Source organism: Candidatus Centipeda massiliensis (assembly GCF_900290285.1).
Taxonomy (GTDB): Bacteria; Bacillota; Negativicutes; order Selenomonadales; family Selenomonadaceae; genus Centipeda; species Centipeda massiliensis.
Genome location: NZ_LT985754.1, coordinates 491,999 through 510,461, shown reverse-complemented (window position 1 = coordinate 510,461; position 18,463 = coordinate 491,999). Strand labels below are relative to the sequence as shown.

Annotated in this window: 10 protein-coding genes, 1 pseudogene and 1 riboswitch; of the genes and pseudogenes, 1 reads left to right on the top strand and 10 read right to left on the bottom strand. The window is 57.3% G+C overall.

Features of this window, described 5'->3' with window-relative positions:
* Positions 1–78 precede the first annotated feature (78 nt).
* The 8 genes from C8273_RS02480 to meaB form a co-directional block, all read right to left on the bottom strand.
* Positions 79–981, bottom strand: coding sequence for an RpnC/YadD family protein (locus C8273_RS02480; RefSeq protein ID WP_106626237.1), 903 nt, complete (start codon positions 979–981; stop codon positions 79–81).
* A gap of 87 nt (positions 982–1,068) precedes the next feature.
* Positions 1,069–4,209: a type I restriction endonuclease subunit R gene (locus C8273_RS02475; RefSeq protein ID WP_106626236.1), complete on the bottom strand. Its 3,141-nt coding sequence runs from the start codon at positions 4,207–4,209 to the stop codon at positions 1,069–1,071.
* A 19-nt stretch (positions 4,210–4,228) separates the two neighbouring features.
* The gene (locus C8273_RS02470; protein WP_106626235.1) at positions 4,229–5,491 is read right to left on the bottom strand and encodes a restriction endonuclease subunit S; all 1,263 of its coding nucleotides are present in this window, start codon (positions 5,489–5,491) and stop codon (positions 4,229–4,231) included.
* The gene (locus tag C8273_RS02465) at positions 5,488–7,341 is read right to left on the bottom strand and encodes a type I restriction-modification system subunit M (RefSeq protein ID WP_106626825.1); all 1,854 of its coding nucleotides are present in this window, start codon (positions 7,339–7,341) and stop codon (positions 5,488–5,490) included. The genes C8273_RS02470 and C8273_RS02465 overlap by 4 nt, the downstream gene beginning before the upstream one ends.
* 347 nt (positions 7,342–7,688) lie before the next feature.
* Complete coding sequence (locus tag C8273_RS02455) at positions 7,689–8,891, bottom strand: type IV pili methyl-accepting chemotaxis transducer N-terminal domain-containing protein (RefSeq protein ID WP_106626234.1); 1,203 nt, start codon at positions 8,889–8,891, stop codon at positions 7,689–7,691.
* A 104-nt stretch (positions 8,892–8,995) separates the two neighbouring features.
* Entirely contained in the window at positions 8,996–10,660 is a 1,665-nt protein-coding gene (locus tag C8273_RS02450) for a methyl-accepting chemotaxis protein (protein ID WP_106626233.1), read from the bottom strand.
* Between the two features lie 262 nt (positions 10,661–10,922).
* Positions 10,923–11,480: a peptide-methionine (S)-S-oxide reductase gene (locus C8273_RS02445; protein WP_106626232.1), complete on the bottom strand. Its 558-nt coding sequence runs from the start codon at positions 11,478–11,480 to the stop codon at positions 10,923–10,925.
* A 178-nt stretch (positions 11,481–11,658) separates the two neighbouring features.
* Positions 11,659–12,837 carry a methylmalonyl Co-A mutase-associated GTPase MeaB gene (gene meaB / locus C8273_RS02440; protein WP_106626231.1) on the bottom strand — a complete coding sequence of 393 codons (1,179 nt, stop codon included), beginning with the start codon at positions 12,835–12,837 and terminating at the stop codon, positions 11,659–11,661.
* A gap of 186 nt (positions 12,838–13,023) precedes the next feature.
* Between meaB and C8273_RS13410 the strand changes: the two are divergent.
* Positions 13,024–13,174, top strand: a pseudogene (locus tag C8273_RS13410) (secretion protein HlyD).
* Between the two features lie 74 nt (positions 13,175–13,248).
* Here C8273_RS13410 and scpA read toward each other — a convergent pair.
* Together scpA and C8273_RS02425 are read right to left on the bottom strand one after the other, a co-directional pair.
* A complete protein-coding gene (scpA, locus tag C8273_RS02430; RefSeq protein WP_106626230.1) occupies positions 13,249–15,447 on the bottom strand; it encodes a methylmalonyl-CoA mutase in 2,199 nt (732 codons plus the stop codon).
* Complete coding sequence (locus C8273_RS02425; RefSeq protein ID WP_106626229.1) at positions 15,447–17,630, bottom strand: methylmalonyl-CoA mutase family protein; 2,184 nt, start codon at positions 17,628–17,630, stop codon at positions 15,447–15,449. The genes scpA and C8273_RS02425 overlap by 1 nt, the downstream gene beginning before the upstream one ends.
* Before the next feature lie 532 nt (positions 17,631–18,162).
* Positions 18,163–18,375, bottom strand: a riboswitch (cobalamin riboswitch).
* Positions 18,376–18,463: the final 88 nt, after the last annotated feature.

Genomic DNA, 18,463 nt, shown 5'->3' with positions numbered 1-18,463 from the left:
TCACAACATAACAAAATCCCGCCGTACCACTTCACAGGTACGACGGGATTTTCATTTGTTCGTGTTTTGACGCAAAGCTCAGAGCAGGCTGTGTACTCTGCCGAGTTCGCGTACCTTCTCAAGAGAGAGATTCGAGACCTTTGCTATCATTTCCAGCGGCATCTTTTCGCGCAGCATATTGAGGATCATGATCCCTCGCTCCTCGTCACGGCCTTCCGCACGCCCCTGCTCAAGCCCCTGCTCAAGCCCCTGCTCAAGTCCTTCCTCAAATTTCGCCGCCTCGAACAATTCCTGATTCCACTCAAAGTTCACCATGTCAACAACCTCCCTCGCATGTTCTTCCAAAAAGGTTCTCATAATGTCACGTTCGATGCAGATGCGCATCGCTGCACGGATGGCGTTCGGCAATGGCGTTCCTGCGGCGACGTTCGTTTTGATTTCTCCGATAAAACAGCTGTAGTCATGCAGCGCGCGGCTCTTCATGAGCAGTGCATTCTGTGCGCGATAGGCGACGTTGTGCACGGTCACCAGCAGTTCAAGGTACACCTTCTCATCACCCTCATGCCGATAGGTGTCCGAGAAACGCATATCGAACTCCTCGGGCAGTTCCTTCACACCTGTATAGAATACATGAAACTCCGGTATGGGAAGGAGAATCCGACGGGTGCGGTAGATCTGTTTGCTGTCAAACTCCTTGCGCAGTTGCTCACAGGTGTAGTAGAGGCAACGCAATGGCATATTCTCGTTCGGCGTACTCTGATGCTCGATGAAAACCAGATGCCGCCCCGCAAGCAAAAATGAAATATCGTTTTTGACCTGTGAGAGAAACGTCCCCTCTAGAGTCACAATCTCCACGGCATCATCTGCTGTATACGTTCTCCCATGCAGTGCCCCCGCCAACTCCCGCAGGCGATCTACATTGTTAAAATACGCACGAAAAACACTGTCCTGATACTGCCGTCCGTGCTCACCTCTGCTCATAGCCGCTCCCTCGTTTGCATTTCTTTCCTATATTGTACGTTGTTTTCAAAAAAATCGCAAGAAAAACCGCCGAAAGGCGCCTCCTCCCTACGCCACCTTGTATCTCGTATACACATACGCATAGACCTTCTGACCATACGACGCGACACTGGCATCATCGTAGCACTCCGGCAGCTCTTTCCAGAGCGTCTCACGGATCAGATTGCCCACCTGCGCCCGCGTCTCCTTCTTCTCCGTCCACTTGTCAAGCGTGGCGATTTTTCTTTTCACCTTTTCAAGCAGTGCAGCAGCAACTTCTTTCAGTTTCTTAATATCGTCCTTCTTCAAATCATCGCGAAACAGCATATCATAGAAGGACAGTTCCTCATCGCTTGCAAAGCCCTCGCGCACATACCGCTGTTCCTCTGTGCTCAGCTTGCCCGCGAGATCCATGAGCTCCATAAACGTCTTCTCAATCGTCGCACGATCCTGCTCCGCATTGTACGCCTCGATGATCTCCCGATAGTGCTCATAGTAGTCGATTCTATTTGGATTGCGAAACATCATGCGGTCGAGCTTCTGCTGAATCAGCTCCTCCAAATCCCGCAGGAGCAGATTTTTCGTCCGCACACGGGCAAACTCCCTGCGGAGCAGATCAAAATCAATCGCACTGATGTCAAAGCGGCGACTCTCCTCCTCCGCCTCCAGTGATGCCCCATCCATCACAACATGAGCACTGATAATATGGTCGATCTCAATCCTCAAATCCAGATGGTCGCTGTGCCGCCGCCTTGCCGACAGCTGCCCATAGATCGCCGCAATCGCCTCGTACTGCCGCCGCAGCTCCGCCGTCACATCGTCCCGATCCGCATACTTCATCAGGCGGTTCAGCGCAGCAGCGTAGGTCGAAAACGTCTTTCGATCCGCCACCGTGCCGCAGACCGCATCCGCCCCCTCCTGCAGACGGGCGAGCTTTTGAAAATCCATCGCCTCGACCAGATCCGCCAGAGCAAAACCGCGTTCCGCGAGCAGTGCACGCGCCTGCTCCACCGTCTCGATGATACGCGCCACGAGGAGAGCCTTGTCCACCGTCGGATCAGCACCACCCGCGCCGCCCGCATCCGCCGTATAGTCCGCGAGTGCCTTGCGGAGCGCCTTCACAATCCCGACATAGTCCACGATCAGCCCGTTGCTCTTGCCCTCGCTCACACGGTTTGCACGCGCAATCGTCTGCATCAGCGTATGCGCCTTGAGCGGCTTGTCCAGATAGAGACACGAGAGACACTTCACATCAAACCCCGTGAGCCACATCGCACAGACGAACACTACGCGCAGAGGATTCCCTGCATCCTTGAACTCCTTGTCCAGTGCGCGTTTCGTCATCTTCACGCGATGCGAGCGGATGTCCAGCCCCCACGCCTGAAATGTCCGGATCTCATTCTGATCCTGACTGATGACCACCGCCATCTCCGTCTCCCGCATCCACTCCAATCGGCGTGTGAGTTCCTGTGCCTCCTGCTGCGTGGCGGACTTGACGCGTGCCGCGAGATCTCGGATCGCCTCCTCCCAGTACTCCCGCACATAGTCATACATCCGCACACACGTCACCTTGTTCAGGCACACGAACATCGCCTTGCCGCTCGTCCAGAGATCCGAATAATGCCGCACAAAATCCCGCGCAATCGACCGCAGACGCGGCTCTGCCGTCAGCAGGTGAATCTCCTTTGCAAACTCGGCTTCCAGCCTGTCCTGCTGATCCACATCAAGATCGGCACGCTCGATCGCATCCAGAATCTCATCCGTGATCTCAGGGTTCTGCAGATCAACAATCCGCTCGCCGCGATTCTCATAGTAGAGCGGCACCGTCGCGCCGTCCTCCACCGCCCGCTTGAAGTCATAGACAGACACATAGCCGCCGAACGTCCGCGCCGTAATCGCATCATGCGAGAGCAGCGGCGTCCCCGTGAACCCGATCCGCGCCGCCGTCGGCAGCATCCGCATCATATTCTCCGCAAAGATCCCGTACTGACTGCGGTGCGCCTCATCCGACATAATAATGACATCGTGCGCCGGATAGATCGGCGCGGCATCGGGTCGGTTGAACTTCTGGATCAGCGTAAAGATAAAACTCGGATTCCCGCGCAGCTTTGCCGCGAGATCATCCCCGCTCGTCGCGATGAACTGCGCCGCCTTGCCGTCCCGCCCGAGCACGCCGCAGCTGGCGAACGTATCGCTGATCTGGCGGTTCAGCTCCTCGCGATCCGTCAGCACGACAAAGGTCGGCGTCCCCGCCATCTTGCGCCGCACCTTCTTTGCGAAAAACAGCATCGAATAGCTCTTGCCCGAACCCTGCGTATGCCAGAACACACCGAGCCTGCCATCATTCAGCGTGCGATCTGCGTACGCCTTCATCGCCTCATTCACCCCGAGATACTGATGATTGCGTGCCAGAATCTTTGCCGTATGCCCCGCGGAGTGGTCGTACAGGATAAAATTCTCAAAGAGATCGAGGAAGTTCTCCTTGCGGCAGATCCCGCGCAGCATCGTCGCAAGAGCCACACTGCCCGCATCCTTCTCTGCGAGACGTTTCCACTCGTGGAAGAACGCGAACGGACTGCCGAGCGTACCGACCTTTGCCTCTGTCCCGTTCGAGAACATCAGAAAGGCATTGTAGTAAAAGAGATGCGGGATCGTGTCCAGATAGTCCGTATAATTATCATCGTAGGCACTCCGCACATCCACCGTCGTCTTCTTCAGCTCGACAAAGAGGAGTGGAATGCCGTTCACGAACCCGACGATGTCCGTCCGCCTGCGGTAGATGTCCCCGTGAATCCGCAGCTCCTTGATGGCGAGAAAGGAATTGTTCTCCGCATTCCCGAAATCAATCACCGCAGCGCGTTTCGTCTCCGTCTCGCCGCTGCGCTTCTTCACCGTGACGGGGATGCCGTCACGGATGAGGAAATACTTCTCCTCGTTCACCTGCAGGAGCGAGGCAGTCGACAGCCGTTTTTCGAGAGTCTCCTGTGCCTCATCCATCTGGGCGGCCGTGAGCCACGGATTCAGCCGCCCGAGAGCCGCACGGAAATAGCGGCGCAAAAGGATCTCCCGCGCACTCTCCCTGCCGAACGTACCATCCGCGCCGAACTTCTCCGTATGGTAGGCGAACGCAACCTCCCACCCCAGCTCATCGCGGAGCAGATTGCCCGCACTCTCCTGCACAAGCCGATTCTCGGAGTACTCATAGCTCATCGCGGGATCCCTCCTCTCCTCAGACCGCTTGCTCCCCGCGCATCAGTTTGGGGAGCAAGCGGTCACGGGCTTGCTTTAATAAAGATAGCTGCTCTCGTACAATACTGGTCTTTTCAATCATCCTCCCTATTAACAACAAATGGTAAGGTTTATTGGGAACAAGGACTTCATGAGAAATAAAATCATTAAACGCAAAGTTGTTAATCCCATTTGAGCCTTGTTTTTTATAAAGCATCATTCTTCCGCTCGCATTCATATCTTGAATTTCTAAATAGAGCAACAAGGCATGAAGGCGATCTAACGGTCTGAACAATTTACAAAAACTTGCACATATAGTGTTTTCACCGCAGTTACCCAAAATCAAGTCATCAATCAACAGACTTCTGCCGATGTTGTCGATATTTCCGTTGGATATTTCAAAAACGATATCGTTTGCCTTTAACGCACGTTTTTTGGTATCATTTTCTGTATGATATCTTAAAGGGACATTTACATATTCACCGGATTTAACATCGTTAATATCAGTTCCTCTAATAACTTTACCCGCTATAACATTTCTGCCAACAACGCTTTCTTTACCCCAACCACCACCAATACTCATTTCAAGACAATCAAGAACTGTTTTTCGTGTCCACCCCTCGGGCACGCCGTCAATCACCTTCACATCCTCATGCCCCGGAAAACGCAAGTCTACGAAATACTCCCGATAGAGACGCTGCGCGGCTTCCTCAAGAAGTACGATTTGCTTTCGGTTGTTTTCGATAAGCCTGTCATAGGACTTCAATATCTCCACTATCTTTAATTGAATATCCATCGATGGGCATGGCACTTCAAAACCTGCTATCATATCTTTTGTCATAGCATTTCTGGAAGCACCTTTTCCGACTGCTAGACCAAGCATAAACGCCTGCATAAATGGACTGGCAAGATAATAATTCAAAAAAAGGGGATTGAGTATATTGCTCTTTGGTCGAACGATCGCTACGTGCTGATTGACTCTTGCTGGCATTACTTCTATTGGAACAATACATGTGCGAGCAACCGAATCTCCAGTAATATTCAGCAACACATCATTTTCTTCTATCGTAACTCCTTTAAGTTTGTGAGCAGCCTCCTCATTTATATAAACCAGACCATTATAATCAAAGAAAAGGTTATACACATTTTGACTTCGGATTAGCGAGACACCTTGTTTGATATAAACCGTTGAGCCACCTTTAGGGGTTGCACCACTTCCTATTTTTGAGCACACATCGCCCAGTTTTACCCTTTTCCAACTCATAGCCCCATCGCCCTCATATTCTGCGCGATCTTGTCCATCAGCTCGTTCGACTCCGCCTGCAGGTGCAGCAGTTCGCGATGGATCTCCGTCATGCGCTCCGCGAAATCCACGCCATCGTCCGGGGTGGGTGCAACGCCGACGTATGCGCCCGGAGTCAGTGACCAGCCCTTTTCCTCGATGCACGCGCCGTCCGCATCCGCGCCCCGTGCCTCCTCCGTCCGATACGCGACTTTGCACAGCCCGGGGACATCACGGTACTCCCCTTCGCCGAATTTCTCATAGAGCCAGAGTGCCTCCTGCGCGACTATCTGTCGCTCCGTCAGCACGGCAAGGCGGGCATCGTATTCCGCCTGTATCTTTTTCTTCGTGCGCCGCTCGGCGGCATCCACCGCCCGCTTTGCCTCCGTACGGAGTGCCTTGATCTCCTCCGCGCACGCATGGATCTGCTCTGCAAAGGGCGCGTCGCTGCCAAGTGCCGCACGGTATTCCGCGAGCAGGGCACTGTATTTCTCCCGCTCCCCGCGATAGAGCCACACGATGGCGTTCAGATTTTTCAGCTGCCACACCGACCACTCGTTCAGCGTGCGGTCAACGACCGTATAGTAGCTGCGTGCATCGATGAAGAGGACGGTGTCGCGCAGGGCATCTGCTTTCCCTTTGTCAAAGAACCACAGCGAGCATGGCAGTGACTTTGTGTAGAAGAAGTTGTTGCCGACGCTGATCATCACGTCCACATGGCCCGTGCGGACGAGCCGCTCACGTATGTCCCTATCCTTGCCCTGACTGTCCGTCGCCGAGGATGCCATGACGAATCCCGCGCGGCCGTGATCGTTCAGATAGCTGTAGAAATACGAGATCCAGAGGTAGTTCGCGTTCCCGACGTTCTTCTCCTTGTTCACGCCCGGCATTCCGAACGGCAGACGCCCCGCATTCTCACAGGACTCCGCGCTGACCTTGTCCACGTTGAACGGCGGATTTGCCATCACATAGTCGCACGCTCCGTTAAGCCTGTGCGCGTCGTGATAAAAGCTGTTCGCCGCATCGCCCGACCGGATCACGCCCGTCAGTCCATGCACCGCCATGTTCATCAGGCAGAGCTGCGCGTTGTACGTCACTTTTTCCTGTCCATAGAAGGTCATGACACTGTTTGCGTTCATACCGGCCATACTGACAAAGTCGCCGGACTGGATGAACATCCCGCCCGAGCCGCACGCAGGATCGAGCAGAACGCCACGCGACGGTTCGAGGACGTTCACGATCATCTTGACGAGGGATTTCGGTGTGAAGAATACGCCGTCGTCCGAGGCGATGTTCTTCGCGAATTTGTTGAGGAAGTACTCGTAGATGCGCCCGAGGATGTCGCCGCCGATCTCATCCAAGGCGGCGTTGTTGAAGATCCGCAACAGCTCCGCGAGGATCGCGTCGGAGAAGTCCGTGTAGCTCTTCGGGAGTACGCCCGTGAGCTGCTCACTCTGCTCCTCGATGAGGAGCATCGCATTGTTGACGGCCTCGCCGAGACTCGTCATGATATGCCCGTCCCTGTTCCGCAGCCCCGCCGCCGCTATATCGTCGGGCAGGTGGAGCAGGTAGTCATACTGTGCCTCCTGCGGCAGGTAGAGCGCACTCTTTGCGATGAAATCACTTGCCGTCACAGGCATGGTGCGCCCGCCGCGCGTGGGTCTGTTTCGCTGTATCTCCACCTCGGTCGTCTTGAATCTGCTGTAGGCATAGCGCAGAAAGATGAGCCCCAAGACGGGCATACAGTACTCATTCGATGTGAGCTTTGAGCCGGCGCGCAGGAGGTCTGCAGATGCCCAAAGTTCGCTTTCCAGTTTACGAATGTTAATCACGTTTTCCTCCACCGTGTCATTCATCGCACTTATTTTCTTACAGCGTCATTATAGCACAAAACGGTTTTTTTAGGGAATCGCTGATAAAATGAAGTCCGCTGTATTGGTGCTGAGTTTATCAGTACTTCCTTAGTGCCTGATCCATAACAAAATCCCGTCCTGCCAATCACGGCAAGACGGGATTTTCATTTGTTCGTGTTTTGACGCAAAGCTCAGAGCAGGCTGTGTACTCTGCCAAGTTCACGCACCTTCCCAAGCGAGAGATTGGAGCCCTTTGCAATCATTTCCAATCGTACATTGTTTTCAAAAAATCGCAAGAAAACTGCCGAATTTCTTCAGCGGCATAGTTATACCTTGAACCGCCCAACCAGCTCATCCAGCTCACCTGCATGCCTCTTGAGATGCTCGGCAGTTGCGGCAAAGGCATCGAGGGAGGCGGTCTCCTCTTCGACGGCAGACGCAGCATCCGTTGTATTCTCCGCGATCTCGTGCGCAGCCTTTGCGACCTCCTCGGCTGCCGCTGCCGCGACCTGCGCACAGGCGCGCACCGCCTCAATGGAGGTGAGGAGTGCCGTACGGTTCACATTCTCCGCCTGCGTGAGCGCCTGCATCTCCGCCAGATGTGCGGAGATGCCATTGACGCTTGTGGCAAGCAGCTGTATGTTCTCGTCCTGTTCGCTTGCATGCGCGGCAACATTTGTAATGGCAACGGCGTTGTACTCGACCGCCTTGCTGTTCTCGACGCTCGCCCGCCACATGGTATCCGACAGCCCCGCCACCTCGGTCGCACACGCCTGTGCACTCCGCATGATCTGGCGCAGTTCGCCAACAAATGTGTTGAACGACTGCACGATGCGCCCGATCTCATCCAGTCGCTTGGCGGTGAGCCGCTGCGTAAGATCCGCCTCCCTGCCCGCCACCTCACGGAACGAAACGGTCAGAGCCGCAATCGGCCGCAGCACCTCCATGATAATGCAGTAGGAGGAAACGGCAAACACGAGGAATGCAAGGACAATCACACCCACACCGATTTTCTTGGAAACGCTGATCTTTGCCTGACTGGCATTGTCGTACGCTGAAACGAGCTTGTCCACCTCGGTCACATAGTCCTCGACCTCGGCGGCAACGGCGGCATTGGTCTCATACTTCTCCTCCGCCCCCACAGCCCCCGCGACAGCAAATACATGCGTGCGGTACTCCTCCCAGAGGGGCTGCAGCGTGCGCAGCTGTTCTTTGAGAGCCTCGTCCGACGCTGGTCGGAGTCCGAGTTCGGCATCTCCCCTCCGCAGCCCCGCAAGGATGCGGTCGTACATCTCGATCTGTGCCATCATCGTGCGGCGAAGCTCCGCAGCCTCGCCCGCATCGGCGGACACCATGCGCGCCGACAGCCATGCAAGCTGGTACGCACGCATGCGCAGCGAGCCGGAGGCGTTGACCGCCGGCGCATCGCCGTCCAGCTGTGCAAAGGTCGCGAAGTTCAGCCCGACCAGTCCAATGATGAAGACAAAGAGAGCAACGAGTGTAATTCGCAATTTATTATGGATTGACATTTTTCCCTCTCGTTCTAAAAAGTTCTCTCTTCTATTATAGCGCAGAAAGATACGTATTCAATAGACTCTCGATCAAATCCAGTCGAATTAGAATATCTCTGCGGTCATACCTTGAACTTGCCGACGAGTCCATCCATCTTCGCCGACAGTCCGGACAGCTGTTCAGCGGTGGCAACGACCTGCTCCATGGTCGCGCTCTGCTCCTCAATGGCGGCCGCCGACTCCTCGGAGAGTCCCGCAATCTGTTTCGCTGCTGTCGCGACGTGTCCAGAGGTGTCCGCAGCACTCCGCGCCCCCTCCGATGCCATCTGGTTCAGCCGCACGATCTCAGCGGCTGCCCTGCGGCTCTCCTCGGAACTTGCGGCGATATCATTGAGCGAGGAACGCACCGTGCCAACTGCCTCTGTGATCTTTGCAAGCGCGGCGACAAGCTCCTCATTCGCCGCCTGTGTCTCATGTACCTGCCGGCGGATGCTCTCCATCTTCGCCGTGACATCGTCCGCTGCGAGGCTTGAGTTCTCGGCGAGCTTCCGAACCTCCTCCGCAACGACGGCGAAGCCGCGCCCGCTCTCGCCCGCGCGTGCCGCCTCAATGGCGGCGTTGAGCGCGAGCAGGTTGGTTTGCCCCGAGAGTCCCTTGATGAGCTCGATGATCTGGTTGATCTCCTCCGCATAGGTGGTCAATGCCTGTACGTTCCGATCCATCGTCATGACGATCTCGCGCAGGTCGTTGGTCTGCGCGGTGACGCGCTCCGCACCATTCCGCCCGTCTGCCGCCTTTTCCTCGGAGTCCGCCGAGAGTGCGGCGGAGCGCTCGGCAGAGGCAAGCATCTGCGCCATGTTTTCCGCGATCTGTGTCACATTGTCCGCGAGTGTCTGTATATCGCCGTTCTGTGCGTTCGCCTGTCCTGCGACGTTCGTCACGGAGCCGGCAACCTGCTCGACCGCCTGACTGTTCTCCCCGCTCGCCTTCGAGAGTGTGCCGGCAAGGTGTGCGACCTCCGCCGCACTCTCCTGTGCGCCGCGCATGATCGTGCGCAGCTTTCCGGTGAAGGTGTTGAAGTAGAGGACGATCCGCCCAATCTCATCATCGCGCCCCGCATGGAGCTGCTGCGTCAGATCGCCCGCCCCCTCGGAAATGTCATGAAACGAGTCCGTCAGTGCCGCCAGCGGGCGCAGGATCTGCGTGAGAATCAGCCAGAGTGCGCCGCCCACCACAAAAATGGCGAGGAGAATCACGCCAAGCTGGATATCCTTGGAGGTTTCGATCTTTGTCTGACTTGCGGCATCGTAGGCGACGACCAGTTTGTTGACCTCCGCGACAAAGGGCGCCACTTCCTGCGCCACCTTCCCTTCTGCGGCACGGCGTGCCTCCTCGTCCGTGCCCTCGATGACGCCGCGTACGTTGCTGCGATATTCCTCCCACAGCGGCTTCACGGCGGCGAGCTGCCGCTGCACTTCCTCATCGGAGGGCGCAGTCAGCCCCATCGCCGCATCGCCCTGCGCGAGTCCGGCGAGGATCTTGTCGTAGTCCGCAAGATCCTTCTGCATCGAGGTGCGCAGCGTTTGTGCATCGCTCTCATCTGCCGAGACGAGCCGTGCCGCCCCCCATGCGAGCTGATAGGCGCGCATACGCAGGGAGCCGGAGGCGTTGACCGCCGGCGAGTCCCCCTTGAGCTCGTTGAAGGTGAAGAAGTTCATCCCGACCAGCCCCACGATAAATACGAAGAGCAGAATCAGAATCGACTGTAATTTGCTGCGTATGCTCATATCCGTTCCTCCCACTAGATCGCGCGCAACTTCGCCGCACGCGGTAAACATCTTTTATTTCTACTGATTATATCATAAGACGTTGAGGAGAAACATATATTTTTTTATCTATGGCAGCTGTTACGGATGCGCGCTGCGTGGAGTACTGTATCTTCTTTTGTCCGTAACTTTTATCATAGTGCCTTTTTCTATTATACTTGCACGATAGATTCTATAAAAAAGGCTGCCGCATGAAGTTTTTCACTCCATGCAGCAGACACATTCACAGTTTCACAAGTTCGCGCAGACGCGCGAGGTCGATGTAGGTTTCCGTCTCGGGGTGCCGCGCGAGATAGCCCTGATACTCGTCCGCCGCCGGCTGAAACGAGGTCAACCGCTCCATGGTCGCATGGAGAACACGCCGCGCCGCCGCGCTGCTGTTCGGATCGTTGAGCGTCAGGTGCTCGCCCGTGGCGGGACAGCGCCCCTTGCCCGCGAGAAACGTGAGATAGAGGGCGACCTGCGGCTCGTCCTCCGCGCTCTCGTAGAAGACGCCCGCACGGTACATACTGCCGCGCACATAGCCCTGCCCGTCGATGCTGTAGGGCGTGACGACGGCAAAGTGCAGGTCGAGGAGCTGAGAAATGTCGATCTTCTTCGGATCATAGCAGATCTCGACCCCCATGCGTCCGCCCGCCGCACCCGTTGCCACATCCTCATGGCGGGCATCGGGCGCGGCGTTGATGTAGCCCGTGCGGACGCTCGTAATGCCGCGCCGCCCCGTAAAGACCTCCTCAAGCTCGTACATATCCGCGCCCGAGAGGCAGATGCGTTTGTGCAATCTAAGTCCCCCTTCCACCGCTTACGCGGTCCCCCTCCCCCGTAGCGGTCAACGTCAACCAATCACACATCGCTAACGCTCGTGTTCTTGGGACGTTTTCCCATACGACCTGTTACCCGATCAGCTGTGCCCTTCGGGCTTGCTTCGCGGACAGGTCAGCAAACGGGGGAGGCTGTTCTCAATTCGTAAAGAGGTCGACCTGCCGCCCTGCCGCGCGATGTACGTCGAATACGCTGAGCAGCTCCGCGACCGCCTGTGTCGGCGAGATCTCGCCTGAGAGGATGGCTCCCTTTACCTCGGGCATCCGTCCGCGCACAATGGCATCCTCGAAGAAGAGGTTGTGCAGGTGCTCATCGATCATGCTGTTCATCCAGTCGAGCAGCTGCCCGTCGCGCCGTTTCTTCCAGATGCCCGTTTCGGTTGTCTTGTCGCGGAAGATGCGGATGACCTCCCAGAGTTCGGCAAGCCCCGTCTTTTCGATGGCGGAGGCGAGGTAGGCGTGTGTCTCCCAGCCCGGCGTCGCGGGACGGATGAACTCGATCATGCGCTCGTACTGTCCGCGCGCGACCTTCGCCTTGACGAGGTTGTCCCCGTCCGCCTTGTTGATGACAATGGCGTCCGCAAGCTCCATGATGCCCTTCTTGATGCCCTGCAGCTCATCGCCCGCACCCGTCAGTACGACGAGCAGGAAGAAATCAACCATCGAGCGCACGGTGGTCTCGGACTGCCCGACACCGACCGTCTCGATGATGATGACATCGTAGCCCGCCGCCTCGCAGAGAAGCATCGTCTCACGGCTCTTGCGCGCGACGCCGCCGAGGGTGCCGCCCGCAGGCGAGGGACGGATGAACGCCTCGGGGCGGCGTGAGAGCGTGCCCATGCGCGTCTTGTCGCCGAGGATCGATCCCTTCGTGACGGAGCTCGTCGGGTCGACGGTGAGCACGGCGACACGGTGTCCCGCATCGCAGAGCATATTGCCGAACGCCTCGATCATCGTCGACTTGCCCGCGCCGGGAACGCCCGTGATGCCGATGCGCAGCGCGTTGCCCGTCTTTGGCAGGAGCCGCTGCAGGACGCGCTGGGCGAGTTTAAAATGCTTGCTGCTGTTGCTCTCGATAAGTGTGATCGCGCGCGAGAGCGTCATGCGGTCGCCGCGCGCGACGCCCTCCACATAGTCGTCCTCGGAGAGGATGAGTTTGCGGCGCGGCATCCCCGTGCCATTCAAGATTTTCGGGTTGATATTGCCGACGGTCAGATCCTTGATGCCCTCGATGCCGCCCATGACGCTTGTCGTGAACTTGCAGTCGGCATCCTCGGGTACCCAGTCGGGTCGTTCTGTGGTATATTTTTCGCTCATAAAGCCTCCTTTCATAGCACAAAACAGGGCTGCTCGCCGAAACTTTTTCAGTTCGTACAGAGCAGCCCCGTATTCATGTCGGATTCATCGTTCAAAGCGCCCCTTCCACCACGCTGCGCGTGGTTCCCCTCCCCCGCTGCGGCAGGGGAGGCTGGGGGCTCGGCAAATTAGGGAATCACTGATAAAATGAAGTCTGTCAGATTGGTGCAGATTTTTTGTCCTGCCAAGGAGACAAACCGGACGCATAGCAGAGGCTATGTGGAGGATTTGTCAACACAGGCAGGGCGAAAACAGATGCACCAAGATGGCAGTGCTGAATTTATCAGTGCTTCCTTAGCTTCCCCCGTCAGAGCGGGGGAAGTGGCGAACGCAGTGAGCCGATAGGGGCGCTCCTCGACTCCCAATATCTCCTCAGCCCGCAGCTTCTTCCTTCGCGCGTGCGATGAGAAGGGTCAGGAGCTTGATGCCCGCCTCGGGGATGTTCGTGCCCGGTGCGAAAATCGCGACCGCGCCGTGCTCGTAGAGGTTGTCATAGTCCTGCACGGGGATAACGCCGCCGATGCAGACCATGATATCGTCGCGACCGAGCTTCTTCAGCTCATCGACGAGCTGCGGCAGGAGCGTGTTGTGCCCCGCTGCGAGGGAGCTGAACCCGACCATGTGCACATCGTTGTCAACTGCATCCTGCGCTGTCTCAGCCGGCGTCTGGAAGAGCGGTCCCACATCGACATCCCAGCCCATGTCGGCGAAGGAGGACGCGATGACCTTCTGTCCGCGGTCGTGTCCGTCCTGTCCCATCTTCGCGACGAAGATACGCGGGCGGCGCCCCGTGAGCTCCTCGAACTCGTCCGCCATCTCGCGGGCGTGGTCAAGCTCGGTCTTGTCCGTGAACTCGGAGGAGTAGACACCCGAGATTGTGTGAATGACTGCTTGGAAGCGACCGGAGACCTTCTCCACCGCATCGGAGATCTCGCCGAGCGAGGCGCGTGCACGTGCCGCATCGACCGCCGCTTCGAGCAGGTTGCCGTTGTCGCGCGTCTCCGCCGCCTTCGTGATGCCCTCAAGGCAGCGGCGCACATCGTCCGCATTGCGCTCCGCGCGCAGCTTCTCAAGGCGTTCCACCTGCGCCTGACGCACCGCCGTGTTGTCGATGGCAAGGATCTGCAGGGGGTCTTCCTTTTCGAGGCGATACTTGTTCACGCCAACGATGCTCTCGATCCCGGAGTCGATCTGTGCCTGACGGCGTGCCGCCGCCTCCTCAATGCGCATCTTCGGCAGCCCCGTCGAGATTGCCTTTGCCATGCCACCGAGAGACTCGACCTCCTGAATGTGCGCCCACGCGCGGCGGATGATCTCGTTCGTGAGGGACTCGACATAGTAGGAGCCGCCCCACGGGTCGATGATCTTGCAAACGCTCGTCTCATCCTGAATGTAGAGCTGCGTATTTCGTGCGATACGTGCCGAGAAGTCCGTCGGCAGCGCAATCGCCTCGTCGAGCGCATTCGTATGGAGCGACTGCGTGTGCCCGAGCGCCGCGCCCATCGCCTCCATCGCCGTGCGTGCAATGTTGTTAAATGGATCCTGCGCCGTCAGCGACCACCCCGAGGTCTGGCTGTGCGTACGGAGTGCCATCGACTTGTCGTTCTTCGCGCCGAACGACTTGACGATCTTCGCCCAGAGGACGCGCGCCGCACGCATCTTTGCGACCTCCATGAAGTAGTTCTTGCCAATCGCCCAGAAGAACGAAAGACGCTTTGCGAAGTCGTCGACGGCGAGCCCCGCCTTGATGCCCGTGCGGATGTACTCAAGACCGTCCGCGAGCGTGTAGCCCAGCTCGATGTCCGCAGGTGCTCCTGCCTCCTGCATGTGGTAGCCGGAGATGGAGATGCTGTTGAACTTCGGCATGTACTTCGTCGTGTACTCAAAGATGTCGCCGATGATGCGCATGGACATCTCCGGTGGGTAGATGTAGGTGTTGCGCACCATGAACTCTTTCAGAATATCATTCTGGATCGTGCCCGCCATGATCTTCTTGTCAACGCCCTGCTCCTCGCCCGAAACGATGAAGAAGGCGAGGATCGGCAGAACAGCGCCGTTCATCGTCATGGAAACGGACATCTGATCGAGCGGTATCCCAGAGAACAGGATGTTCATGTCCAGCATGGAGCAGACGGAAACGCCCGCCTTGCCCACGTCGCCGACGACGCGCGGGTTGTCCGCATCGTAGCCGCGATGGGTCGGGAGGTCGAACGCGATGGAAAGACCTTTCTGACCTGCGGCGAGGTTGCGCCGATAGAATGCGTTCGACTCCTCTGCCGTCGAGAAGCCCGCGTACTGACGCACCGTCCACGGACGAAATACGTACATCGTGGAGTACGGGCCTCTGAGGCACGGCGGGATGCCGCTCGCAAAGTCGAGGTGGTTCATCGACGCATAGACATCGTGATCGTAGAACGGTTTCACGGGCACGCGCTCCATCGTCTTGTGCGTGAGCGCCTCAAACGTCCGCCCCGTCGCCCCTTCGAAGAGGGCGCGCCACTCCTTGGAGTCTGCGGACGGGCTTTCGCCGAGGCTCATCCCCGTGAAATCCGGGTTCGTAAAGCCTGCCATTACGCAATCATCCCTTTCTTTTTCTGAAGGCTCTCAAGCACCTCATAGCAGTTCGCACGGACGGAGATGTATTCGTCAATGCCCGCTTCCTTGTACGTTTCAAGCAGATCCTTCGGTGCAGCGCCCGCGAGGAACACGCGCACATTCGGCAGCACCTCGTGGAGCTTCGGCGCGAGTGCGGGAACGATCTCGGGGTAGGTCGCATCCGTGGAGCAGATCACGACCGCATCCGCACCGCTCGCACGCGCCGCGTCTGCCGCCTCCTCCACCGTCTTGAACCCGTCGTTCGTGAGCACCTCGAACGCGCCGACCTGCAGGAAACCCGTGGTAAAGTCCGCGCGCGCCTTGTGCTGCGGGATGGGTCCCATGTTCGCGAGGAAGATCTTCACGTTGTCGTTCTTCTCCGCCTTGTAGTCCTCCGTGCGCTTCCTGAGCACCTCAAAGCGCTCGCTCCAACGGTGCGGCGCAATCGCCGTGACCTGCTCTGCGCCCTTCCCTTCCGTGACCGCCGCTGCGAGTTCTGCAATCGTTGCCCCCGCAAGCGCCGCCTCGGTCGCATTCTCAACGCTGAGCGCTCCCTTGAGCGCCGCAAGCGCCTCGCCCAAGTGCTTCGTGTCGATGTCCGAGAGATACGCCTCGATATCCGCCGTGCGCTGCGCCTTGAGCGCCGCCGTGTCCTCAGGACGCGTCTCAAGCAGGGTCTCCGTCATGTTCGGGTACATATTGTTGCCGACAATGCGATCCTTGCGCAGATCCGCACTCTTAAAGCGGCTCTCAAGCACCTTGGCAATGCCCTCCTGCACAGTGCCGCTGCGCAGCGCCGTGACGATGCCGCCCTGCTTCTCAATCTCTTGGAACTCTGCCCAGATCTTTTCCTTCATCTGGCGCGTCAGTGTCTCGACTGCCCACGAGCCGCCGGCGGGGTCAATCGGCTGGAGGAGCCCAAACTCCTCTTGGAGCATGATCTGGATGTTGCGTGCAATGCGGCGCGAAAACTCATCGCCCTTGCGGATCGGCTCATCGAACGGCGTACTCTCGAACGAGTCGATGCCGCCCACAACCCCCGAGAAGATCTCCGTCGTGTTGCGCAGCATATTGACGTAGGGATCATAGACGGTCTTGAAAAACAGCGCGGGGCGTGCATGGATGTGCATCTTCTGCGCCTCCGCACTGCCGCCGAACGCCTTTACAATCTGTGCCCAGAGCGGACGTACGGCGCGCAGTTTAGCGATCTGCAGGAAGAAGTTCGCACCCATGGAGAAGCAAAATGCAATCTGCGACGCTGCCTCGTCAACCGTAAGCCCACGTTCGCACAGTGCACGCACGTATGCCGTCGCCGTCGCAAGACACGTCGCAACCTCCTGCACATCGTTTGCGCCGCCGCTGCTGTAGACATCGCTGCGCACAAACACCGTCCGCAGACGCGGCGCGTTCTTCACCGCCCAGCGCGCCGCCGCCGCGAGGCTGTCATAGTGCGTCTCAAGGGAGGCGGGAAGCTTCCCGTCCGTCACAAGCGCACCGATGGGGTCGGCTCCGATGATGCCGTGCAGTTTCCCCACATCCTCACCCGCCGCGCGGCGTGCCGCCGCCACGAGCGCGAGAAGGGGCACGGCATTTGCACCCACATAGACATAGAGCGGGAATTTCGCAAGGTCAAGTCCATCGAGCAGGGTGTGCATATCCTCGACCGTCGTCACGCTCGTCCCCGTGTCGCCGACATGCTCCGCCTGACGTGCATCCACACCTGTACGCGAGGCATTGTCAAGGACGATGTGATAGATCGTCGCGCCCTTGTCGTTCTCATGACGCAGGAGTTCGTTGTTCTCAGACGGCAGAGTTTCATCGCACGCCTGCGCAATCCCCCATGGCTTTCCGATATAGCCCGCCGCATCGATGCCGCGCAGATAGTCCCCCATGCCGGGCATAACGCTCTTCGGTAGGATCTCCTCCGTATGTTTCCGCGTATACATCGGGTCGAAGGTGATGCCCTCGTAGGTCTTCGTGAACATCTTTTTCTCGAACGGCGCACCCTTGAGGAGTGCCTCACACGCGGCTTTCCACTCCTCGTCTGTGGGCGGCGTGAATTCATCGAGTGGAACGTCGGGGAAGTCCTCGATGTCCGCTGATTTCTTCAGAAGCTTCTGAAGCTCTTCGTCACTCGACCGCTCTTTTTCTTCCGGCATAGTACGTCCTCCTTTAATTTATTGCGGGAAGGCTGTGCTGAGATAGACTCCCAACATTATGAATAAAGCAATACGATGTGGGCGAGATTTTTTCCCTGTCCATGAAATGCGCTGAACGCGTAGAAGAGCTACGCGGAAGCGTATTGAAGCCGACAGGGGAAAAAAGATAAACACAGAGTATTGCTAACCCTAAAAAAAAGCGCTCTGAGCTTCCACCCTCAGAGCGCAGCCTCCATATAGAAGGCAAAACGAGAACTGAAAAGATGAGCAATGTTTCCCCAAGGAGCGCATACTCCCTCATCCCGGGGAAATCTCTATGCACGGGATTCTCAGCACATGCACACAGATCTCCTCAGGATCGCTCTGCAGCACCGTGTGTATGGAAAAGGAAAAGCCCCTTCCACACGGTGTGCAGAACGGGCTTTTCCGGTATCGTTACTCAGTTCCCCATACGGTCTGGTCAATCGGTGCCAAACTCTCTCTTGAGGCGAACGAATCCGCAAAATCTCCATCCCCATCACTCGCAGGTCAATCGGTGATTGTTAATCAAGCAGGTCTCCTGGCTTCAGTTCATCGTTCTTCCGCATCTTCCCAGAGATTTCTCCCCAGTGACTGCCGACGGGTGTCGGCGCGCGGAATCACTCCCTGTTACAGTGGCGTGACCGCTCCGGCTTATACCGGATTCCCTATGAAGCATCTGAGGCTCTGCACGCAGAACCTCTGCACTTGATCCGAAATCAATATGTAATTTTTATGGTACGATAGAATAGTATCACTAAAAACTTCCTTTGTCAACAAAAAAAGAATCACTGCGCGAATTATCGCACAGTGAT

Excerpts from the sequence above, each read along its gene's own strand:
- C8273_RS02470 (WP_106626235.1), bottom strand. The coding sequence starts at position 5,491 with ATGAGTTGGAAAAGGGTAAAACTGGGCGATGTGTGCTCAAAAATAGGA.
- C8273_RS02455 (WP_106626234.1), bottom strand. The coding sequence starts at position 8,891 with ATGTCAATCCATAATAAATTGCGAATTACACTCGTTGCTCTCTTTGTC.
- scpA (WP_106626230.1), bottom strand. The coding sequence starts at position 15,447 with ATGGCAGGCTTTACGAACCCGGATTTCACGGGGATGAGCCTCGGCGAA.
- C8273_RS02450 (WP_106626233.1), bottom strand. The coding sequence starts at position 10,660 with ATGAGCATACGCAGCAAATTACAGTCGATTCTGATTCTGCTCTTCGTA.
- C8273_RS02480 (WP_106626237.1), bottom strand. The coding sequence starts at position 981 with ATGAGCAGAGGTGAGCACGGACGGCAGTATCAGGACAGTGTTTTTCGT.
- C8273_RS02425 (WP_106626229.1), bottom strand. The coding sequence starts at position 17,630 with ATGCCGGAAGAAAAAGAGCGGTCGAGTGACGAAGAGCTTCAGAAGCTT.
- meaB (WP_106626231.1), bottom strand. The coding sequence starts at position 12,837 with ATGAGCGAAAAATATACCACAGAACGACCCGACTGGGTACCCGAGGAT.
- C8273_RS02475 (WP_106626236.1), bottom strand. The coding sequence starts at position 4,209 with ATGAGCTATGAGTACTCCGAGAATCGGCTTGTGCAGGAGAGTGCGGGC.